This is a genomic window from Variovorax sp. GW823-FHT02B07 (genome assembly GCF_058797695.1).
In genome coordinates this window covers 1-18,647 of sequence record NZ_JBXAJX010000006.1, presented here as the reverse complement: position 1 = coordinate 18,647, position 18,647 = coordinate 1, and the positions used below count along the sequence as shown (strand labels likewise).

At 69.0% G+C, this 18,647-nt stretch carries 18 protein-coding genes; 14 read left to right on the top strand and 4 right to left on the bottom strand.

Annotated elements, in window-relative coordinates:
* The first annotated feature begins 30 nt into the window (after positions 1-30).
* The 6 genes from AC1RGU_RS25185 (at position 31) to AC1RGU_RS25160 (ending at position 4,057) form a co-directional block, all read left to right on the top strand.
* Entirely contained in the window at positions 31-927 is an 897-nt protein-coding gene (locus AC1RGU_RS25185) for a LysR family transcriptional regulator (RefSeq protein WP_062476092.1), read from the top strand.
* 74 nt (positions 928-1,001) lie between these two features.
* Positions 1,002-1,451 (top strand): acyl-CoA thioesterase, encoded by a 450-nt coding sequence (locus AC1RGU_RS25180; protein ID WP_062476095.1) that lies wholly within the window; start codon positions 1,002-1,004, stop codon positions 1,449-1,451.
* Between the two features lie 88 nt (positions 1,452-1,539).
* Entirely contained in the window at positions 1,540-2,028 is a 489-nt protein-coding gene (locus AC1RGU_RS25175; RefSeq protein ID WP_492698881.1) for a phasin family protein, read from the top strand.
* Between the two features lie 126 nt (positions 2,029-2,154).
* Positions 2,155-2,862, top strand: coding sequence for a TetR/AcrR family transcriptional regulator (locus tag AC1RGU_RS25170; protein WP_070063441.1), 708 nt, complete (start codon positions 2,155-2,157; stop codon positions 2,860-2,862).
* A gap of 7 nt (positions 2,863-2,869) precedes the next feature.
* Positions 2,870-3,718, top strand: coding sequence for a tetratricopeptide repeat protein (locus AC1RGU_RS25165; RefSeq protein ID WP_172438466.1), 849 nt, complete (start codon positions 2,870-2,872; stop codon positions 3,716-3,718).
* An 81-nt stretch (positions 3,719-3,799) separates the two neighbouring features.
* A complete protein-coding gene (locus tag AC1RGU_RS25160) occupies positions 3,800-4,057 on the top strand; it encodes an acyl-CoA-binding protein (RefSeq protein WP_070063442.1) in 258 nt (85 codons plus the stop codon).
* 13 nt (positions 4,058-4,070) lie between these two features.
* Here the strand turns inward: AC1RGU_RS25160 and AC1RGU_RS25155 are convergent, their stop codons facing one another.
* Positions 4,071-5,309 carry a CaiB/BaiF CoA transferase family protein gene (locus tag AC1RGU_RS25155; RefSeq protein ID WP_492698879.1) on the bottom strand — a complete coding sequence of 413 codons (1,239 nt, stop codon included), beginning with the start codon at positions 5,307-5,309 and terminating at the stop codon, positions 4,071-4,073.
* Positions 5,310-5,616: 307 nt separating this feature from the next.
* On the opposite strand from AC1RGU_RS25155, the gene AC1RGU_RS25150 reads away from it, so the two are divergent.
* From AC1RGU_RS25150 to AC1RGU_RS25120, 7 genes are all read left to right on the top strand, one after another.
* Complete coding sequence (locus tag AC1RGU_RS25150; RefSeq protein ID WP_062476111.1) at positions 5,617-6,510, top strand: helix-turn-helix domain-containing protein; 894 nt, start codon at positions 5,617-5,619, stop codon at positions 6,508-6,510.
* Between the two features lie 118 nt (positions 6,511-6,628).
* A complete protein-coding gene (locus tag AC1RGU_RS25145) occupies positions 6,629-7,549 on the top strand; it encodes an ABC transporter substrate-binding protein (RefSeq protein WP_062476114.1) in 921 nt (306 codons plus the stop codon).
* 49 nt (positions 7,550-7,598) lie between these two features.
* A complete protein-coding gene (locus AC1RGU_RS25140) occupies positions 7,599-9,116 on the top strand; it encodes a sugar ABC transporter ATP-binding protein (protein ID WP_492699080.1) in 1,518 nt (505 codons plus the stop codon).
* Positions 9,113-10,093 carry an ABC transporter permease gene (locus AC1RGU_RS25135; RefSeq protein WP_354345382.1) on the top strand — a complete coding sequence of 327 codons (981 nt, stop codon included), beginning with the start codon at positions 9,113-9,115 and terminating at the stop codon, positions 10,091-10,093. Before AC1RGU_RS25140 ends, AC1RGU_RS25135 begins: the two co-directional genes overlap by 4 nt.
* Positions 10,094-10,136: 43 nt before the next feature.
* Complete coding sequence (locus AC1RGU_RS25130; RefSeq protein WP_492698877.1) at positions 10,137-11,273, top strand: alcohol dehydrogenase catalytic domain-containing protein; 1,137 nt, start codon at positions 10,137-10,139, stop codon at positions 11,271-11,273.
* Positions 11,270-12,796, top strand: a complete 1,527-nt coding sequence (locus AC1RGU_RS25125; RefSeq protein ID WP_487848809.1) for an FGGY-family carbohydrate kinase — start codon at positions 11,270-11,272, stop codon at positions 12,794-12,796. Before AC1RGU_RS25130 ends, AC1RGU_RS25125 begins: the two co-directional genes overlap by 4 nt.
* Before the next feature lie 299 nt (positions 12,797-13,095).
* On the top strand, positions 13,096-13,833 hold the full coding sequence (locus AC1RGU_RS25120) for an SDR family oxidoreductase (RefSeq protein ID WP_492700404.1): 738 nt from the start codon (positions 13,096-13,098) through the stop codon (positions 13,831-13,833).
* A gap of 18 nt (positions 13,834-13,851) precedes the next feature.
* Here the strand turns inward: AC1RGU_RS25120 and AC1RGU_RS25115 are convergent, their stop codons facing one another.
* Genes AC1RGU_RS25115 through AC1RGU_RS25105 form a run of 3 tightly spaced genes read right to left on the bottom strand, consistent with a single transcriptional unit; the run spans position 13,852 to position 17,358 of the window.
* Positions 13,852-14,166 carry a polyhydroxyalkanoic acid system family protein gene (locus AC1RGU_RS25115; protein WP_492700406.1) on the bottom strand — a complete coding sequence of 105 codons (315 nt, stop codon included), beginning with the start codon at positions 14,164-14,166 and terminating at the stop codon, positions 13,852-13,854.
* Entirely contained in the window at positions 14,159-15,298 is a 1,140-nt protein-coding gene (locus tag AC1RGU_RS25110; RefSeq protein ID WP_492700408.1) for an aminopeptidase, read from the bottom strand. Before AC1RGU_RS25110 ends, AC1RGU_RS25115 begins: the two co-directional genes overlap by 8 nt.
* A complete protein-coding gene (locus AC1RGU_RS25105) occupies positions 15,298-17,358 on the bottom strand; it encodes a molybdopterin-containing oxidoreductase family protein (protein ID WP_492700410.1) in 2,061 nt (686 codons plus the stop codon). Before AC1RGU_RS25105 ends, AC1RGU_RS25110 begins: the two co-directional genes overlap by 1 nt.
* Positions 17,359-17,416: 58 nt before the next feature.
* On the opposite strand from AC1RGU_RS25105, the gene AC1RGU_RS25100 reads away from it, so the two are divergent.
* Positions 17,417-18,550 (top strand): ABC transporter substrate-binding protein, encoded by a 1,134-nt coding sequence (locus AC1RGU_RS25100; RefSeq protein WP_492700412.1) that lies wholly within the window; start codon positions 17,417-17,419, stop codon positions 18,548-18,550.
* The last annotated feature ends 97 nt before the right edge of the window (positions 18,551-18,647 follow it).

Sequence of the window (18,647 nt, the reverse complement as noted above, 5' to 3'; positions counted from 1 at the left end):
CGCCTTCAGGGCTCCCTCCCGCCTCACCCCATGTCCAAGCTCGATCTCGAATGGCTCGCCGTGTTCGACGAGGTCTACAAGACCGGCAACGTCACCAAGGCCGCCGAGCGCCTGGGCATGGCGCAGGCGGCGGCCAGCACGGCGCTGAACAAGCTGCGCGCGCACTTCGACGACCGCCTGTTCACCCGCACCGCGCAGGGCATGCAGCCCACGCCGCACGCCGAGCGCATTTACCCGAACCTGCGCGAGGCGCTGGCGCAACTGGCGCAGGCGCAGGGCAACCGCAGCAGCTTCGAGCCGGCGCGCGCGCAGCGGCGCTTTCGCATCTGCATGACCGACATCAGCGAGGTGGTGCTGCTGCCCGGCCTGCTCGACCACCTGCGCCATGCGGCGCCGGGCGTGCACATCGAGACCGAGATCATCTCCACCCACAGCGGCCGCCGGTTGCAGGACGGCGACGTCGACCTGGCCGTGGGCTTCATGCCGCAGCTGGACGCGGGCTTCTACCAGCAGGTGCTGTTCATGCAGAACTTCGTCTGCCTGGCGGCGCAGAACCACCCGCGCATCGGCGCCAAGCTCACGCGCAAGCGCTTCGAGGAAGAGGCGCACGCGGTGGTGTCCAGCTCGGGCACGGGACACGCCATCGTCGACACGACCATCGCGCGCCTGGGCCTCAAGCGCAACGTGGTGGTGCGGCTGTCGAGCTTCCTGAGCGTGGCGCGCATCGTGGCCCACACCGAGCTGATCGTGGTGGTGCCGCGCATCCTGGGCAACGTGCTGGCCACGCAGGAGCCGGTGAAGGTGCTGGCGCCGCCCTTCACGCTGCCGGCCTACGCCGTCAAGCAGCACTGGCACGAGCGCTTTCATGCCGACCCGGGCAACGCCTGGCTGCGCCGCACGCTGGCGCAACTGTTCAGCGGCAGCTGAACGGCGCCAAAGGGCGCCCGGGCGCTCGCATAATCGCGGCTCCCCACCCACAGCCCACAGAAAAAAGGCGCCCCATGTCTTCCATCACCCTCCGATTCCTGGCCGAACCCAGCACCGTCAACTTCGGCGGCAAGGTCCACGGCGGCACGGTCATGAAGTGGATCGACGAGGCCGGCTACGCCTGCGCCACCAGCTGGGCCAAGCGCTACTGCGTCACCGCCTTCATCGGCAGCATCCGCTTTCACCGGCCGATCATGATCGGCGACCTGGTCGAGGTCGAGGCCCGCCTGGCCTATACCGGCAAGACCAGCATGAACATCTCGGTCGAGGTGCGCAGCGGCGACATGAAGGGCGGCGTGATGGAAAAGACCACCGAATGCCTGATCGTGTTTGTCTCGGTCGACTCGCACGGCCGGCCGCTGCCGGTGGAGGCCTTCGTGCCCGGCACGCCCGGCGAAATGGCACTGGCCGAGCGCGCCAAGGCGCACCTGGACGCCAGCCGCGCCGCCGGCGGCACGCCCTGATCCGGGGCACGAGGATAGGCGGCGCGCCCTAACCACGGCGCGCCCGGGCGGCTAGAGTCGTGCGATTGCATCCCAAGGAACACACCGCATGGCCACCTCCCGAGACGACGACAGCAACGACAAGACCGACCGCATCAAGGACTCGGCCCAGCAGATCTGGCTGGCCGGCCTCGGCGCCTTCGCCAAGATGCAGCAGGAAGGCAGCAAGGCCTTCGAGGCGCTGGTCAAGGACGGCGCCGGCATGCAGAAGAAGACCCAGCAGGCCGCCGAGGAAACCCTGGCCCAGGCCCAGCAGCGCATGGCCGGCTTCGCCAGCGAGTTCGGCACCAAGGCCGCCGGCCAGTGGGGCAAGCTCGAGAACATCTTCGAAGACCGCGTGGCGCGCGCGCTCGAAAAGCTCGGCGTGCCCTCGGCCGCCGACGTGGCCGCGCTGCAGGCGCGCATCGAGGCGCTCGAGGCCCAGCTCAGGCAGCGCGATGCCAAGACCGCCGCCACGGCGCCCCGCAAGTCCGCCGCGCGCAAGGCGGCGCCCGCCCCCGCCGCCAAGAAGACCCTGCGCCGCACCAAGGCCGGCTGACATCGTTCTGTAATTGCGGCACTGCACAAAAATTCAGCGCCGCAAAACATGTCCCGCACCGTTCATGGTGCAGCGCACATGCGCTAGAGTGCCCCCAAGACCAAGAGAAACCACGGGGGCACCGACATGGCAAAGAAGGCGCCACGCCGCACTGCGCAACGCATCCTCGAAGCTGCATTGGATTTGTTCAACCGCTTCGGGGAACCGAACGTGTCGACCACGCTGGTGGCCGGCGAGCTGAACATCAGCCCCGGCAATCTCTACTACCACTACCCCGCCAAGGAAGAGCTGATCAACAAGCTCTACGAAGGTTACGAAGCCGAGCTCAACGAGCTGCTGCACGCCAGCGAAGGCGTGCACGACGTGGAGGACGCCTGGTTCTTCATGCACAGCCTGTTCGAGCTGATCTGGCGCTACCGCTTCCTGTACCGCGACCTCAACGACCTGCTGAGCAAGAACCGGCACCTGGAGACCCAGTTCCAGCTCGTGCTCAAGAACAAGGCGCGCGCCATCCGCCAGCTGATCGCCGGCCTGAGCCGCGCCGGCCACCTGGACATCGACGCGCACGAGGTCGACACGCTGGCCCAGAGCATGGTCGTCGTGCTGACCTACTGGCTCAGCTACGAGTACGTGCGCAACCCGCGCCAGGCGCTGGAGCCCGCGCACGCGCAGGGCGCGCTGATGCGCGGCGGCCACCACACGCTGCACCTGCTCGCGCCCTACCTCGCACGCGACCAGCGCCGCCACCTGCTGGCGCTGAGCAATGCCTACAACGGCGAAAGCGCCGCCAGCAACCCCAGCCCCGTGCCACCGACTGTCGATATGGCGGCCTAGAACATCCATGCCCCACTCCGATTTCAAACCGCTCTCGCTGCTGTCCGCCGGCCCTGCCGCGGCCACGGCCACCGCCGGCACCGAACCCTGGACGCCCCTTCCCTACCCCGACGTGCCCCGCTACGACGCGCGCAGCCTGCTCGCGCACTGGCAGCGCCTGCACGCCGGCCACGCACTGCCGCCGCCCGCGCCCGACGCGCCGCTGGCCGAAGGCTGGGCGCTGTACCACAGCGGCGAGTTCGAACGCGCCGCCGCCCTCGGCTTGCGCCACGGCCCCGACGGCCTGGCGCTCGCCAACCAGGCGACCGCCATCTACGCCAACTACCTGGAGCCGCGCGAGGCCGTGCGGCTCGCCATGTTCCGCCAGGTGATCGAACGCGCCGGCGCGCAGGTCGCGGCCGAGCCCGACAATTGCCAAGCCCTCTACTGGCAGGCCTACGCGCTGGGCCGCTACAGCCAGGGCATCAGCGTGGCGCGCGCCCTGGCGCAGGGCCTGGGCACCAAGCTCAAGGGCGCGCTGGAGCACGTGATCGAACTGCAGCCGGAACACGGTGACGCGCACCTCGCGCTGGCCGCCTTCCACGCCGAAGTGATCGACAAGGTCGGCGCGCTGGTCGGGCGCATGACTTACGGCGTGCGCGCCGAGACCTCGATCGAACTGTTCGAGCGCGGGCTGGCGCTGCATCCGCAATCGGCGGCCGGGATGATGGAGTACGCGCGTGCGCTGCTGATGCTGCACGGCGAGTCGCGCCTCGGCGAGGCGAACGGGCTGTATGAGAAGGCGGCGGCGCTGACGCCGGCGGATGCGCGCGAGCGGTTGGACGTGGAGTTGGCGCGCGCCGGCCTGACGGACTGAAGGGCCTGCAAGCTCACGATTGGTACCACTTGGTACCAATCCATTTAAGATGCGCGCTTTCTGACCTTCTTCCCGACTGCCATGTCCGACCTCAACGCCCAATTCGAAGCCGCCCAGGCCAACTCCAAGCTGCTGGCCGAGCGCCCCGACAACCCGACGCTGCTGAAGATCTACGCCCTGTTCAAGCAGGCGACCGAAGGCGACAACACCGCCAAGAAGCCCAGCTTCAGCGACATCGTCGCGCGCGCCAAGTGGGATGCGTGGACCGCCCAGAAGGGCGCCACGGCCGACGAGGCCAAGCAGAAGTACATCGACCTGATCGAATCCCTGCGCGCCTGACCGGCCGCGTCGATCAACCGACGATCCCGCGTTCCTGCAACGCGGCGATCTGCCCGGCGCTCAACCCGATCTCCTCCAGCACCGCCTGCGTGTCCGCCCCCAGCGCCGGCGCATTGCGCCGGTGGCCGGCCGGCGTGAGCGACAGCTTGGGCACGAAGCCGGGCACCGCGAGCGCGCTGCCGTCCGGCATCTTCACCTGCTGCAGCATGCCGCGCGCGGCGTAGTGCGGGTCGGCCGCGATGTCGGCGATGGTGTAGATGCGCCCGGCCGGCACGTGCGCCGCGTCGAGCGCCGCCAGCACCTCGGTCACCGTGCGCTGCGCGGCCCAGTCGCCGATGGCGGCGTCGAGCATCCCGACCTGCGCCACGCGCCCCGTGTTGCCGGCCAGCGCCGGGTCGGCCGCGAGGTCCGGCCGGCCGATGCAGGCCATGAGCCGCTTGAAGATGCTGTCGCCGTTGCCCGCGACGATGGCGTAGCCGCCGTCCGCGCAGCGGTAGGCGTTGGTGGGCGCAATGCCCGGCAGCGCGCTGCCGGCGGCCTCGCGCACCGCGCCGAATTCGGCGTACTCGGGCAGCAGGCTTTCCATGCAGTTGAAGACCGCCTCGTACAGTGCGACGTCGACCACCTGGCCCCGGCCCTTCGGGAATTCGGCGCTCACGGTGGCATGGCGGTGCTGCATGGCCATCAGCACGCCGATCACGCCGTGCAACGAGGCCAGCGTGTCGCCGATCGACACGCCCACGCGCACCGGCACGCGGCCCGGTTCGCCCGTGAGGTGGCGCAGCCCGCCCATGGCTTCGGCCACCACGCCGAAGCCGGGGCGGTCGCGGTAGGGGCCGGTCTGGCCGTAGCCGCTGATGCGCAGCATCACGAGCGCGGGGTTGGCGGCCAGCAGCGCGTCGGGCCCGAGGCCCCAGCCTTCCATCGCGCCGGGGCGGAAGTTCTCGACCAGCACGTCGGCCTCGGCCGCGAGCTGGCGCACGATGGCCTGCGCCTCGGGCTGGCGCAGGTCCAGCGCCAGCGAGCGCTTGTTGCGCGACTGCACCTGCCACCAGACGGAGGTGCCGTCCTTCAGCAGCCGCCAGGTGCGCAGCGGATCGCCCGCGCCGGGCGGCTCGATCTTGACCACGTCGGCGCCGAAGTCGGCCAGCGTGCGCGCCGCGAAGGGGCCGGCGATCAGTTGCCCGAGTTCGACGACCTTGAGGCCGGCCAGCGGACCCGCGGTCGGAGGGGAAAGAGAGCTTTGCGTCATGGCTTGGGAGTGTGCCGTGCCGCCCCGGATGCCGGGTCGGGCCGGGAAAACACCTATGAAATCTTGACACGGCGCGAAGCGACTCTTTTGCACCGCAGCAATTGCGCTCCGGCATGCGCCACGCCCCGAGGAGAAAGGGGTTTGCTGCAGCGCAGCGCGTCGTCGCGCCCTTCACTACCAGGCAGGACCGCGACTCAAAAAAGTATCAGTTGCGCACCCCAACGCTGGTTGTTGGCATCCGGAGCGATTCGTACAGTCCGCCTCACCCCCAACCCGGGGGCCATACACAGAGGAAAGACCGCCGGCCATGCAACCCGATCTGGAAATCGTCGAAGTCCAAGGTGACGAATCGTTCACCGCCTGGGCGCACGGCTATCCGTATCGCACGGTGCGCTGGCACTTCCACCCCGAGTACGAGATCCAGCTGATCGTCGAGACCCAGGGCGTGTACTTCGTGGGCGACCACGTCGGCCACTTCGAGCCGGGCAACCTCGTGTTCATGGGCCCCGACCTGCCGCACAACTGGATCAGCGACGTGCCCGCTGGCCAGAGCGTCGAGCGCCGCGGCATCGTGATCCAGTTTCCGGCCGCGCTGGTGCGCAACATGGCGGCCACCTTCCCCGAATTCCGCCGCATCGAGCCGCTGCTGGCCGAGTCGGCCTCCGGCCTGCTCTTCTCGGCCGCCACCGCCGCCGCGGCCAAGCCGATCATGGAAGCGCTGCTCGAGGCCCGCGGGCTGCGCCGCGTGGTGCTGCTGCTGTCGCTGTTCGAGCTGCTGGTGGCCAGCGACGACCGCCAGCGGCTGGCCAGCCCGGCGTTCACGCCCGACCCCAAGGCCTTCATGTCGCACGCGATCAACAACGTGCTGGCCCACATCGCCGCCAACCTGGGCGACGAGCTGCGCGAGCCGATGCTGGCCGAGCTGGTGGGCCAGAGCCCGAGTGCGTTCTCGCGGTCGTTTCGCAAGCACACGGGGCAGTCGTTCGTGCGCTACGTGAACCGGCTGCGCATCGGCCGCGCCTGCGAGCTGCTCGCCAACAGCGACAAGCCCGTGCTCGACGTCTGCATGGACGTGGGCTTCAACAACGTGTCGAACTTCAACCGGCAGTTCCTGCTGCACAAGCGCATGCCGCCGACCAAGTTCCGCCATTTCCATCGCATGCAGCTCGCTGCATCGCGCGCCGCCAACAGCCCGCCGTAGCGCGCCCCCCGTGTTCCCCGCGTCGTTCCTGGCGCGGCGCCTTGCGCGCCGCGCGGGGCGGCCCTTTGCCTGCGTTTTTTTGCCGACCGTCACACCACCCACTCAAGGAGACAACCCAATGAAGAGCCTTCTCAAAGCCACCGCCCTCGTCGCCGCCCTGGCCTGCGGCACCACCGCCGCGCTGGCACAGGCGCCCAAGCAGCCGCTGCGCATCGGCATGACCTTCCAGGAACTGAACAACCCCTACTTCGTGACGATGAAGCAGGCCCTGGAAGAAGCCGCCGCCAGCATCGGCGCCACCGTGGTCACCACCGACGCGCGCCATGACGTGGCCAAGCAGATCGGCGACGTGGAAGACATGATCCAGAAGAAGATCGACATCCTGCTGCTGAACCCGACCGACTCGGCCGGCGTGCAGTCGGCGGTGCGCTCGGCCAAGAAGGCCGGCGTGATCGTGGTGGCGGTCGATGCCAACGCACAGGGCCCGGTCGATTCCTTCGTGGGCTCCAAGAACCTCGACGCCGGCCGCCTGGCCTGCGAGTACCTGGCGAAGAACATCGGCGAGAAGGGCGACGTGGCCATCCTCGACGGCATCCCGGTCGTGCCGATCCTGGAGCGCGTGAAGGGCTGCCGCGAAGCGCTGGCCAAGTACCCCGGCATCAAGGTCGTGAGCACGCAGAACGGCAAGCAGGAACGCGCCACCGCGCTCACCGTGACCGAGAACATCCTGCAGGCCAACAAGAACCTCAAGGGCGTGTTCAGCGTGAACGACGGCGGCTCGATGGGCGCGCTCGCCGCCATCGAGGCCAGCGGCAAGGACGTGAAGCTCACCAGCGTGGACGGCGCACCCGAGGCCATCAAGGCGATGCAGAAGGCGGGCTCGAAGTTCATCGCCACCACCGCGCAGTACCCGCGCGACCAGATCCGCCTGGCCATCGGCATCGCGCTGGCGAAGAAGTGGGGCGCCAACGTGCCCGCGGCCGTGCCGGTCGACGTGAAGCTCATCGACGCCGAAGGCGCCAAGACCTTCAGCTGGTAAACCGCCGGACGCGCCGCCCGTGACCACCACGAACGAATCACGCCAGGAGATGCTCCGGCTCGAGGGCGTGTCCAAGCGCTTTCCGGGCGTGAAGGCCTTGTCGAACATCGACCTCTCGGTGCGCCAGGGCGAGGTGCACGCGCTGCTCGGCGAGAACGGCGCGGGCAAGTCGACACTGATGAAGATCCTCGGCGGCATCCACCAGGCCGACGAGGGCCGCATCGTCATCGACGGCACCGAGTGCCACTTCGCCGGCTACGGCGACGCCATCGCGGCGGGCATCGGCATCATCTTCCAGGAGTTCAGCCTGGTGCCGTACCTGAACGCGGTGGAGAACATCTTCCTGGGCCGCTACCTCACGAACCGCTTCGGCCTCATGGACCAGGCGGCGATGCAGCGCGAAGCCCGCGCGGTGTTCGACGAACTGGGCGTGCAGATCGACCTCGGCGTGCCGATCTGCCAGCTCTCGGTGGCGCAGCAGCAGTTCGTCGAGATCGGCAAGGCGCTGTCGCTGAAGGCACGGCTGCTGGTGCTCGACGAACCCACCGCCACGCTCACGCCCAACGAAGCCGAGCACCTGTTCAAGGTGATGCGCGCGCTGCGCGCCAAGGGCGTGGCGATGATCTTCATCTCGCACCACCTCGATGAAATCTTCGAGGTCTGCGACCGCATCAGCGTGCTGCGCGACGGCGCCAACGCCGGGCATGCCGACGTGGCCGCCACGACCGTGGACGCGCTGGTCGAGATGATGGTGGGCCGGCGCATCGAACAGAGCTTTCCACCCAAGCCGCAGCCCGCGCCGAACGGCCGCAAGGTGCTCGAGGTGCCCGAGATCCAGCTCGTGAAGGACGGCCCGGTCAACCGCTTCGACCTGCACGCGGGCGAGATCCTCGGCTTCGCGGGGCTGGTGGGCTCGGGGCGCACCGAACTCGCGCTGGGCATGATGGGCGCCGACCGCGCGCACCGCAAGACGGTGCTGCGCAACGGCCAGCCCGTGCGCCTGGACGACCCGACGCAGGCGCTCGCGCACGGCATCGGCCTGCTGCCCGAAAGCCGCAAGGTCGAAGGACTGATCACCGACTTCACGATCCGCTTCAACATCTCGTTGAACAACCTCGGGCGGCACCGCCGCGCGGGCGTGGTCGACACGGCCTCTGAAAAGCGCGCAGCCGGCGAGCTCTCGCGCCGCGTGGGCGTGAAGGCGCCGGGCATCGACACCCGCGTCGCCACGCTGTCGGGCGGCAACCAGCAGAAGGTGGTGATCGCGCGCTGGCTCGGCCACGATTGCGAGGTGCTGATCTTCGACGAGCCCACGCGTGGCATCGACGTGGGGGCCAAGGCCGAGATCTACCAGCTGATGCGCGAACTCACGCGCCAGGGCAAATCGATCCTGATGATCTCCAGCGAGCTGCCCGAGATCGTCGGCCTGTGCGACCGCGTCGCCGTGTTCTCGGGCGGCGCCATCGTGGCCACGCTCTCGGGCGACGCGATCAACGCGGGCGAAATCATGCGCCACGCGACGTCTTCTTCTCCCTCCCTTCCCTCTTCCTCCGGGAGCCCCCCATGACTGCCACCGCCACCCATCCCACGCCGCCGGCACCCGCGGGCGGGTTCTTCACGCAGCTGCGCCGCTCGACGGCCTTCCTGCCGCTGGTCGGCCTTATTGCCATCTCGGTCTTCATGATCGTGGCGACCGACAACTTCCTCTCGGTGAGCAACCTGCAGAACATCGCGCTGCAGTCGTCCATCAACGCGATCATCGCGGTGGGCATGACGGCCGCCATCCTCACGGGCGGCATCGACCTCTCGGTGGGCGCGGTGGTGGCGCTGTCGGGCACGCTGGCCTCGGGGCTGATGGTGCACTTCGGCCTGCCGCCCGTGCTCGCCGTGCCGCTCGGGCTCGGCGTGGGTGCGGTGATCGGCCTGTTCAACGGCTACTGCGTGGCCTACCTGCGAATGCCGCCGATCATCGTGACGCTGGCCACCATGGGCATCGCGCGCGGCATCGCCCTGATCTACACCGGCGGCTACCCCATCGACGGCCTGCCCGAGTCGTTCGCCTTCCTCGGCAGCGGCACGCTCGCGGGCCTGAAGGTGCCGATCCTCATCATGCTGGCCACCTACCTCGTGGCCTACGTGCTGCTCAACATGGCACCCTTCGGCCGCTACGTGTACGCCATCGGCGGCAACGAGGAAGCCACGCGGCTGTCGGGCGTGCGCGTGTCGCGCTACAAGCTGCTGGTGTACGTGCTCAGCGGCCTCACGGCCGCCATCGCGGGCATCGTGCAGGCCGCGCGCGTCACCAGTGGCCAGCCCGGCGTGGGCGTGGGCTTCGAGCTCGACGCCATCGCGGCGGTGGTGATGGGCGGCACGTCCATCGCGGGCGGCCGCGGCGCCATCGTGGGCACGCTGGTCGGCGCGCTGCTGCTGGCCGTGCTCAACAACGGTCTCAACATGATCGGCGTGTCGCCGTATCTGCAACTGATCATCAAGGGCGGCATCGTCTTGCTCGCCATCTTCATCAGCCGCGAGGCCCGCCGCTGATCTCTTCCCCGCTTCTTCGTACCTCCCTCGACTCAAGGAATCCATGTCGTATCAAAAGCTCCAGCCCGGCGCCACGGGCGCCATCGGCGAACTCGCCGCCATGCAAGCCGTCGTGTGCCACGGCCCGAAGGACTACCGCCTCGAAACCGTCGCGATGCCCACCATCGGCCCGAACGAACTGCTCATTTCCATCGCGGCCTGCGGCATCTGCGCCTCCGACTGCAAGTGCCACTCGGGCGCGAAGATGTTCTGGGGCGGCGACGGCCAGCCTTCGTGGGTCAAGGCGCCGGTCATTCCCGGCCACGAGTTCTTCGGCTACGTCGAAGCGCTGGGCGAAGGCGCGGCGGAACACTTCGGCGTGGAGAAAGGCGACCGCGTGATCGCCGAGCAGATCGTGCCCTGCGGCAAGTGCCGCTTCTGCACCTCGGGCAAGTACTGGATGTGCGAGGTACACCACATCTTCGGCTTCCAGCGCGTCGTGGCCGACGGTGGCATGGCCGACTACATGCGCCTGCCGCCGACCTCGCGCGTGCACAAGATCCCCGACGGCATCTCACTGGAAGACGCGGCCATCATCGAGCCGCTGGCGTGCGCGATCCACACGGTGAACCGCGGCGAACTCCAGCTCGACGACGTGGTGGTGATCGCCGGCGCCGGCCCGCTGGGACTGATGATGACGCAGGTGGCAGCACTCAAGACACCGAAGAAGCTCATCGTGATCGACCTCGTGCCCGAGCGCCTCGCACTCGCGAAGCAGTACGGCGCCGACGTCGTCATCAACCCGAAGACCGAGAACGCCGATGCCATCGTCAAGGGCCTCACCGAAGGCTACGGCTGCGACGTGTACATCGAGACCACCGGAGCGCCCATCGGCGTGACGCAGGGCCTGGACATGATCCGCAAGCTCGGCCGCTTCGTCGAGTTCAGCGTGTTCGGTTCGGAGACGAGCGCCGACTGGTCGATCATCGGCGACCGCAAGGAACTCGACGTGCGCGGCGCGCACCTGGGCCCGTACTGCTACCCGGTCGCCATCGACCTGCTGGCACGCGGGCTCGTCACGTCGAAGGGCATCGTGACGCACGACTTTCCGCTGACCGAATGGGAGCGCGCCTTCGCGCTGGCCAACTCGCTCGATTCGATCAAGGTGCTGCTCAAGCCGCAGCCCCGCGCAGTGTCATGAAGTACGTCGTCGGCGTCGACATCGGCACGCAGAGCACCAAGTGCCTGCTGGTCGGCATCGACGGCAAGGTGCACGCGCAGGCCAGCGTGGCCTACCAGCCCGAGACGCCAAAGCCGCTGTGGGCGCAGCAGGACTGCGAGGTCTGGTTCGACGCCGTGTGCGAGAGCGTGCGCGCCTGCGTGGCGCAAGGCGGCATCGCGGCCACCGACATCGCTGCGATGTGCGTGAGTAGCCTCTACGGCGGCGCGGGCATCCCGGTCGACGAGGCCATGCGCCCGCTGCACCCCTGCCTCATCTGGATGGACCGCCGCGCCACCGCCGAGGTCGATGCGGTGAACGCCACGGTCGACGTGGCGCGGCTGCAGGCCATCACGGGCAACGGCGTCGACAGCTACTACGGCTTCACCAAGATGCTGTGGCTGCGCGAGCACCGCCCCGAGGTGTGGGCGAAGACGCACCACTTCCTGCCGCCCAACAGCTACATCAACTGGCGGCTGACCGGCCAGCTCGCGGTCGACCACAGCTCGGCCGGCAACATCGGCGGCGTTTACGACGCGGCGCGGCGGCGCTGGTCGGCGCAGGCGCTCGACATGCTCGGCATTCCGGCGCGCATGATGCCGCCGCGGCTCGTCGAATCGAGCGAGGTGGTGGGCCACCTGAGCGCCGAGTGGGCCGCGCAGCTGGGCCTGCGCGAAGGCATGCCGCTGATGGCCGGTGGCGTCGATGCGGCGGTGGCCACCTTCTGCGCGGGCGTCACCGGCAGCGGCGACCACGTCGCGATGATCGGCACCAGCATGTGCTGGGGCTTCGTGAGCCCGACGGTGGACGCGCGCCACCAGCTCATCACGATGCCGCACGTGTACCGCGGCGCGGACCGCAGCTACGTGTTCGGCGGCGCGATCACGGCCGGCGCGGCCGTCACCTGGTTCCGCGAAGCCTTCTGCCAGGCCGAAGTGGCCGAGGCCGCGCGCACCGGCGAAGACGCGCACGCCCTCATCGAACGCCGCGCGGTCGACGTGCCGCCCGGCGCCGACGGCCTGGTCTTCCTGCCCTACCTGATGGGCGAGCGCAGCCCGATCTGGGACGCGCAGGCCAAGGGCGCCTTCCTCGGCCTCTCGCTCGCGCACAGCCGCGCCCACCTGTACCGCGCCGTGCTCGAAGGCGTGAGCTTCGCGCTGCAGCACAACATCGAAGCCGGCCGGCGCAGCGGCCAGCCGCTGGACGACCGCCTGATCGTGGTCGGCGGCGCCGCGCATTCCGACCTGTGGATGCAGATCGTGGCGGACGTCACGGGCTACCGCGTGTTCACGATCGAGGAAGAGGTCGAGGCCGCCCTCGGCGCGGCGATGCTCGCGGCGCTCGGTGCCGGGCTGGTCGATGCAGCTACCGCCGAACGCGGCTGGGTCACGCTGGTGGAACGCGCGCGGCCCGAGCCTGCGGCGCAGGCGGTCTACCGGGAGCGCTTCGAGATCTACACCTCGCTGTACCCGGCGCTGCGTGACGCGATGCATCGGTTGGGATGAGGCTATGCGCGGTTCAGGGCGACGCTCCCGCCGACGCGGTACCTTGCTCCGCGAATGTCCCCCGGCCTGCGGCCTCCTCCTTGATTTCGCTGCGCAAGCCACCGCATCGACGTGAGCGCTGGGCAGTGCGGTTGTTGATCGAACAGCACCACGACCGCGCTCGGTGTGCGCAGGACACTGGGTGCTTCCCGCAGCGAAATCAAGGAGGAGGGGCGAAGCCCCGGGGGACATTCGCGGAGGGAAGTACCCGGTGGCCTGTGCACACGCCCTGAACCACAACCTTTGATGAGCAGAACACCATGACCCCCACCTTCGACTTCTCAGGCAAGCGCGCCCTCGTGACCGGTGCCAGCAGCGGCATCGGCCGTGCAGTCGCAGCGCAGCTCGCCCACTCAGGCGCACAAGTCACCGCCGTGGGCCGCAACGCCGACGCACTGGAAGCATTGCAGGCCGAGTCCGGCTGCCTGCCTTTGGCACTCGACGTGGCCGACGTCCCCGCACTGGAAAAGGCACTCGCCCCGCTGCCCGCCTTCGACCTCGTGGTGAACTGCGCCGGCACCACGCGCATCGAGCGCGCCATCGACCTGCAGGCCGGGAGCTTCGACGCCGTGATGGCCGTCAATGCACGTGCCGCCGCGCTCGTGGCCGCGCGCTGCGGCCGGGCCATGATCGCGGCCGGCGTGCGCGGCAGCATCGTCAACGTGTCGAGCCAGGCTTCGCTGGTCGCGCTCGATGCCCACCTTTGCTACAGCGCCTCGAAGGCGGCCATGGACGCCGTCACGCGTGCGCTGTGCCTCGAATTCGGGCCGCACGGCATCCGCGTGAACAGCGTGAACCCGACCGTCACGCTCACGCCCATGGCCGAGCAGGCGTGGTCCGATCCGGCCAAGAGCGCGGCAGCGCTCCAGAACATTCCGTTGGGACGTTTCGCGCAGGTCGAGGAAGTGGTCGCGCCGATCCTGTTCCTGCTGTCCGACGGCGCGGCGATGGTCAGCGGCGTGGCGCTGCCGGTCGATGGCGGCTACACCATCGCCTGAAGAAGAAAATTCCCCGCCTCAGGCGAAGCGAGTGCCGCCCCGCGGCGCGTCGAGCAGCGCATCGAGGTTGCGCGAAATCTTCTGCTCGATCTGGTCGCTGAAGCTGCTGAACAGGAAACCCAGCGTCGCCTCGAGCCGGAAGGTGTCGGCCGTGACCTCCACCGTGCCGTCGATGCCCGCGCGGCTGAACTGGGCCCGGTCGCAGTCGGTGCCCTCGGTGTAGGTGCATTCGAGACCGTAGTCCTGCTCGACCTGATGCACCCATTGGCGCGCGACTTCGCGGGCGCCGGCAATGCCCAGCGTGTGGTTGCGTTCGATTTGGATGTCAGGCACCGTCGTCTCCGTTGTTGTCGTGTATGCGGCCGTGGCGCGCATGGGTGTGCAGGATACCCGTGGCGGCCTGCAGGGCGCTGCGGCGCTCCTCCGTCGTGGCCAGCGCGGCAATGCGCCGCACCGCAGTGTAAAAGCGCGGCCAGTCGCGGCCCTCGCGCTCGAACAGCGCTTCGAAACCCGGCACCAGGTCGTCGTAGGCGCCCTGCGCACCGAAGGCCGCGTTGTTGGCGCGCGCCACCCAGCCGTCGTAGGCGTTCTGGCGCGGGCCGGTCCATGCCGCCTTCAGCGCGGTGTAGCGCTCGCGGAAGTCGGCCATGGCGGCCTGCTTCTGCGCTTCGACCTTCGCCCAGTCTTTCGCCTTGGCTTCGGGCGATTCGTACACCTGCGTGAGCGTGCGGCGCGTGTTGAGCGCCAGCGCACGGAAGTCCTGCCGCTGTGCATTGAACTGCGCGTACTCGGCGCGCGCCGCCTCGCCGGCTTCGCGCTGCAGCCACATCGCGCCGCCGATGCGCTCCACGGCCGTGGCGTACGACTCGTTGAACACCGTGTCGCCCGGCACATAGAGCACCTGGTGCGCCAGCTCGTGGAACACGAGGCGCGCCAGCTCGCCCTCGGGGTAGCCGATGAAGGTGGACAGCAGCGGATCGCCGCCGGCCCAGTTCATCCAGCCCAGCGTGGAGTAGGCCGGCACGGGGTACACGGCCACTTCGAGGCCATTCGTCTTCTGCGCCTCGGCCTCGGTTTTCGCGGCGGCCTCGTCGTAGTAGCCGCGATAACCCACGCAGCCCGCGACCGGGAAGCACCAGCTCTTGAGCGTGAGCGAGTACGGCGGCGCGGCCACCACGTTCCACACGGCCGCGGGGCGGTGCAGGTCGGCATACGAGGTGTAGCTCGCGTTGTCGGGCAGGCCGAGTTCGCTCGATGCGAAACGGCGGATGCGCTGCGCGAGTTCGAGCTTGGCCTTGAGCGGCGCCCCCACGGCCGGGTCGGCCAGCCATTCGGGCACGGGCTTGGCCGCGCGCAGGATGTCGAGGTGGCCGTTGGCCGATTGCCAGTAGTAGCCGAGGTCGGCGCAGCCCGTCAGGAAAAGCGCGCCGGCCAGTGCCAGCGCGGGCGCGCGCAGCCGTCGCATCACGCCTTTTCGACCTGCACCAGGCAGTCGTAGAAGGTCGGGCCCCGACCGATGTCGGTCAGGCGCTGGCTGGTCAGTTCGTTGACGTTGGTGCCGTCCATGCCGAGCTTGCGCCACCAGATGCCCATGCCGTGCACCACGCCCTGGCGCGCGCGGCGCGACACCTCGGCGCGGCAGCGGTGCTCGCCGCGCTGGTTGAACACGCGCACCGTCGCGCCGTCCTCGATGCCGCGCGCGGCGGCATCGTCGGCGTGGATCTCGAGCAGCGGCTCGACCTCGATGGCGCGCAGGCTGGTCACGTTGACGAAGGTCGAATTGAGGAAGTTGCGCGCCGGCGGCGAGATCATGGCCAGCGGGAACTCGGTCGAGCTGCCGGCGGGCTCCCAGTTGGGCACGTGGTCGGGCAGGCCGTCCATGCCCATGGCCTGCAGGCGCTCGCTGAAGAACTCGCAGCGGCCCGAAGGCGTGGGGAACGTGCCTTCGGCGAACGGCGCCTCGGCCAGCTTCAGGCTGGTGAAGCCTTGGGCGCGCAGCTGCTCGAAATCGATCGCCTTCTCGGCGAAGGCGGTGCGGCACAGCGACTCGTCGCTCTCCGAAAAGCAGAGCTCGTCGAAGCCCAGGCGGCGCGCCAGTTCGCGGAACACCCAGGCGTTGCTGCGGGCCTCGCCGCGCGGCGCGACGGCCGGGCGGTTCAGCAGCACGTCGGTGTGGCCGTAGCTGCAGTGGATGTCCCAGTGCTCGAGCTGCGTGGTAGCGGGCAGCAGGTAGTCGGCGTAGTCGGCGGTGTCGGTGCGGAACTGCTCGAGCACCACGGTGAAGAGGTCTTCGCGCGCAAAGCCCGCCACCACCTTGGCCGACTCGGGCGCCACCGCCACCGGGTTGCTGTTGTAGACCACGAGGGCCTTCACCGGCCTGGCGGTGTCGAGCAGCGCGTCGCCGATGGTGCTCATGTTGATGGTCCGCGGCTTGCGCCCGGCCAGCAGGTCGGGGCGCTGCAGCGCGGCGCGGTCGACCGGGTAGTGGCCCGAGCTGCTAAGCAGCAGGCCGCCCGCGCGGTCGCGCCAGGCGCCGACCAGCGACGGCAGGCAGGCGATGGCGCGCGCCGCGTTGCCGCCGCCGCGCACGCGCTGCATGCCGTAGTTCAGGCGGATCGCGGCCGGCTTGGTCGTGCCGTAAGCCTGGGCCAGCGCCACGATCTGTGCTTCGGGAATGCCGCAGACCTCGGCCGCGCGCGACGGCGGCCATTGCAGCGCGCGCTCGCGCAGCTGTTCCCAGCCCAGCGTGTGGTTCGCGATGTAGTCGTGGTCGAGCCAGTCGTGCACGATGAGTTCGTGCATGAGCGCCAAGGCCAGCGCGGCATCGGTGCCGGGCAGCAGCGCGATGTGCTCGTCGCACTTGTCGGCGGTTTCGGTCTTGCGCGGGTCGATGCACACCAGCCGTGCGCCGGCGCGCTTGGCGGCCTGGGCGTGGCGCCAGAAGTGCAGATTGCTGGCGATGGAGTTGCTGCCCCAGATGAGGATGAGCTTGGCCTCGGCGAAGAACTCGATGCGCATGCCAACCTTGGCGCCCAGCGTATAGACCATGGCTTCGCCGCCCGCCATGGAGCAGATGGTGCGGTCCAGCAGCGAGGCGCCCAGCTTGTGGAAGAAGCGCCGGTCCATCGATTCGCCCTGCACCAGGCCCATGGTGCCCGCATAGCTGTAGGGGAGAATTGCTTCCGGTTCCGACTGCAATCCCCGAAGATGCGCGGCGATGTCGTCCAATGCCGTCTCCCACGAGACGGGCTCGAAGCGGCCGCTGCCCTTGGGACCGACCCGTTTCAGGGGCTGCACGAGCCGCTCGGCATGGTCATTGCGTTCGATGTACCGGGACACCTTGGTGCACAGCACGCCGCCGGTGTGCGAGTGGGCGGGGTTGCCTTGCAGCTTCACCGCCACGCCATCCTTGACGGTGGTGACGAGCGCGCAGGTGTCGGGGCAATCGTGCGGGCAGGCGCCCAGCACCGTGGAGGGTGCGGTGGCGTCGGGCGTGTCGAGGAGGGAATCCGTTGCGTGGGCCATCGGACAAGTCTAATTTGAGTATCAACACACAGGGCAGAGGGAGGATTTCACCATGACGATGCAATTGAATCGCAGGCATTTTTCGATCGCCACGGCGGCCGCCGCCACGCTGGGCGGCTTCGGCATCGCCCGGGCGCAGGGCGACACGCCGCTGGTGCTGGGCCAGTCGGCGCCGTTCACGGGGCCGGCCGCGCAGCTGGGCATCCAGTTCCACCAGGGCACCAAGCTGTTCCTGGACCAGTACAACGCGCAGCCGGGCCAGCGCGACGTGGTCATCAAGAACCTGGACGACGGCTACGAGCCCGACCGCTGCGCGGCCAACACGCAGAAGCTGATCGGCGAGGACGTGTTCGCGCTGTTCGGCTACATCGGCACGCCGACCAGCCTGGCCGCGCTGCCGCTGGCGGTGAAGGACAAGGTGCCGTTCATCGCGCCGTTCACGGGCGCGATGTCGCTGCGCGAGCCTTTTCACCGCAACGTGTTCCATCTGCGCGCTTCGTACAACGACGAGACGGCATTGATGGTGAAACAGCTCACCCACCTGGGCATGAAGAAGATCGCGGTCTTCTACCAGAACGACGCCTACGGCAAGGCGGGCCTCGACGGCGTGACGCTGGCGCTGGCCCAGCAGGAACTCAAGCCCGTGGCGCTGGCCACGGTGGAGCGCAACTCGGCCGACGTGGCCGCCGCGGTGAAGACGATCATGGCGAGCCAGCCGGCGGCGGTGGTGCAGGTCGGTGCCTACAAGGCCTGCGCGGCGTTCATCCGCGAGATGCGCAAGGCGGGCTACGGCGGTGTGTTCTTCAACCTCTCGTTCGTGGGCACGCAGGCGCTGGCGGACGAGCTGGGCAAGGAAGCCGCGGGCGTGATGGTCACGCAGGTGGTGCCCTCGCCCTACAACCAGGCGAATGCGCTGGCCCGCGAGTTCACCGAAGCGGTGCGCAAGGCGGGCGGCGGCGCGAGCGCCAATTTCTCGAGCATGGAAGGCTACCTGGCCGCCAAGGTGCTGACCGAGGGCCTGCGCCGCGCACCGGGCGGCAAGGGCACGCGCGACGGGCTGATCGCGGGCCTGGAAAGCATCGAGCGGCAGCAGTTCGGCGGCTTCGAGGTGTCGTTCTCTTCGAAGAGCCATGTGGCTTCGAAGTTTGTCGAGCTGTCGATGCTGACGGCTGACGGGCGGGTGCGGACGTAGTTTTTTCGCGCTCTGGTTCGGGGCGCGTGCACAGGCCACCGGGTACTTCCCTCCGCGAATGTCCCCCGGCCTGCGGCCTCCTCCTTGATTTCGCTGC

What these genes read in the sequence shown, in the direction of transcription:
- AC1RGU_RS25185 (WP_062476092.1), top strand. Translation starts at nt 31, where the DNA reads ATGTCCAAGCTCGATCTCGAATGGCTCGCCGTGTTCGACGAGGTCTAC.
- AC1RGU_RS25180 (WP_062476095.1), top strand. Translation starts at nt 1,002, where the DNA reads ATGTCTTCCATCACCCTCCGATTCCTGGCCGAACCCAGCACCGTCAAC.
- AC1RGU_RS25175 (WP_492698881.1), top strand. Translation starts at nt 1,540, where the DNA reads ATGGCCACCTCCCGAGACGACGACAGCAACGACAAGACCGACCGCATC.
- AC1RGU_RS25170 (WP_070063441.1), top strand. Translation starts at nt 2,155, where the DNA reads ATGGCAAAGAAGGCGCCACGCCGCACTGCGCAACGCATCCTCGAAGCT.
- AC1RGU_RS25165 (WP_172438466.1), top strand. Translation starts at nt 2,870, where the DNA reads ATGCCCCACTCCGATTTCAAACCGCTCTCGCTGCTGTCCGCCGGCCCT.
- AC1RGU_RS25160 (WP_070063442.1), top strand. Translation starts at nt 3,800, where the DNA reads ATGTCCGACCTCAACGCCCAATTCGAAGCCGCCCAGGCCAACTCCAAG.
- AC1RGU_RS25155 (WP_492698879.1), bottom strand. Translation starts at nt 5,309, where the DNA reads ATGACGCAAAGCTCTCTTTCCCCTCCGACCGCGGGTCCGCTGGCCGGC.
- AC1RGU_RS25150 (WP_062476111.1), top strand. Translation starts at nt 5,617, where the DNA reads ATGCAACCCGATCTGGAAATCGTCGAAGTCCAAGGTGACGAATCGTTC.
- AC1RGU_RS25145 (WP_062476114.1), top strand. Translation starts at nt 6,629, where the DNA reads ATGAAGAGCCTTCTCAAAGCCACCGCCCTCGTCGCCGCCCTGGCCTGC.
- AC1RGU_RS25140 (WP_492699080.1), top strand. Translation starts at nt 7,599, where the DNA reads ATGCTCCGGCTCGAGGGCGTGTCCAAGCGCTTTCCGGGCGTGAAGGCC.
- AC1RGU_RS25135 (WP_354345382.1), top strand. Translation starts at nt 9,113, where the DNA reads ATGACTGCCACCGCCACCCATCCCACGCCGCCGGCACCCGCGGGCGGG.
- AC1RGU_RS25130 (WP_492698877.1), top strand. Translation starts at nt 10,137, where the DNA reads ATGTCGTATCAAAAGCTCCAGCCCGGCGCCACGGGCGCCATCGGCGAA.
- AC1RGU_RS25125 (WP_487848809.1), top strand. Translation starts at nt 11,270, where the DNA reads ATGAAGTACGTCGTCGGCGTCGACATCGGCACGCAGAGCACCAAGTGC.
- AC1RGU_RS25120 (WP_492700404.1), top strand. Translation starts at nt 13,096, where the DNA reads ATGACCCCCACCTTCGACTTCTCAGGCAAGCGCGCCCTCGTGACCGGT.
- AC1RGU_RS25110 (WP_492700408.1), bottom strand. Translation starts at nt 15,298, where the DNA reads ATGCGACGGCTGCGCGCGCCCGCGCTGGCACTGGCCGGCGCGCTTTTC.
- AC1RGU_RS25105 (WP_492700410.1), bottom strand. Translation starts at nt 17,358, where the DNA reads ATGGCCCACGCAACGGATTCCCTCCTCGACACGCCCGACGCCACCGCA.
- AC1RGU_RS25100 (WP_492700412.1), top strand. Translation starts at nt 17,417, where the DNA reads ATGCAATTGAATCGCAGGCATTTTTCGATCGCCACGGCGGCCGCCGCC.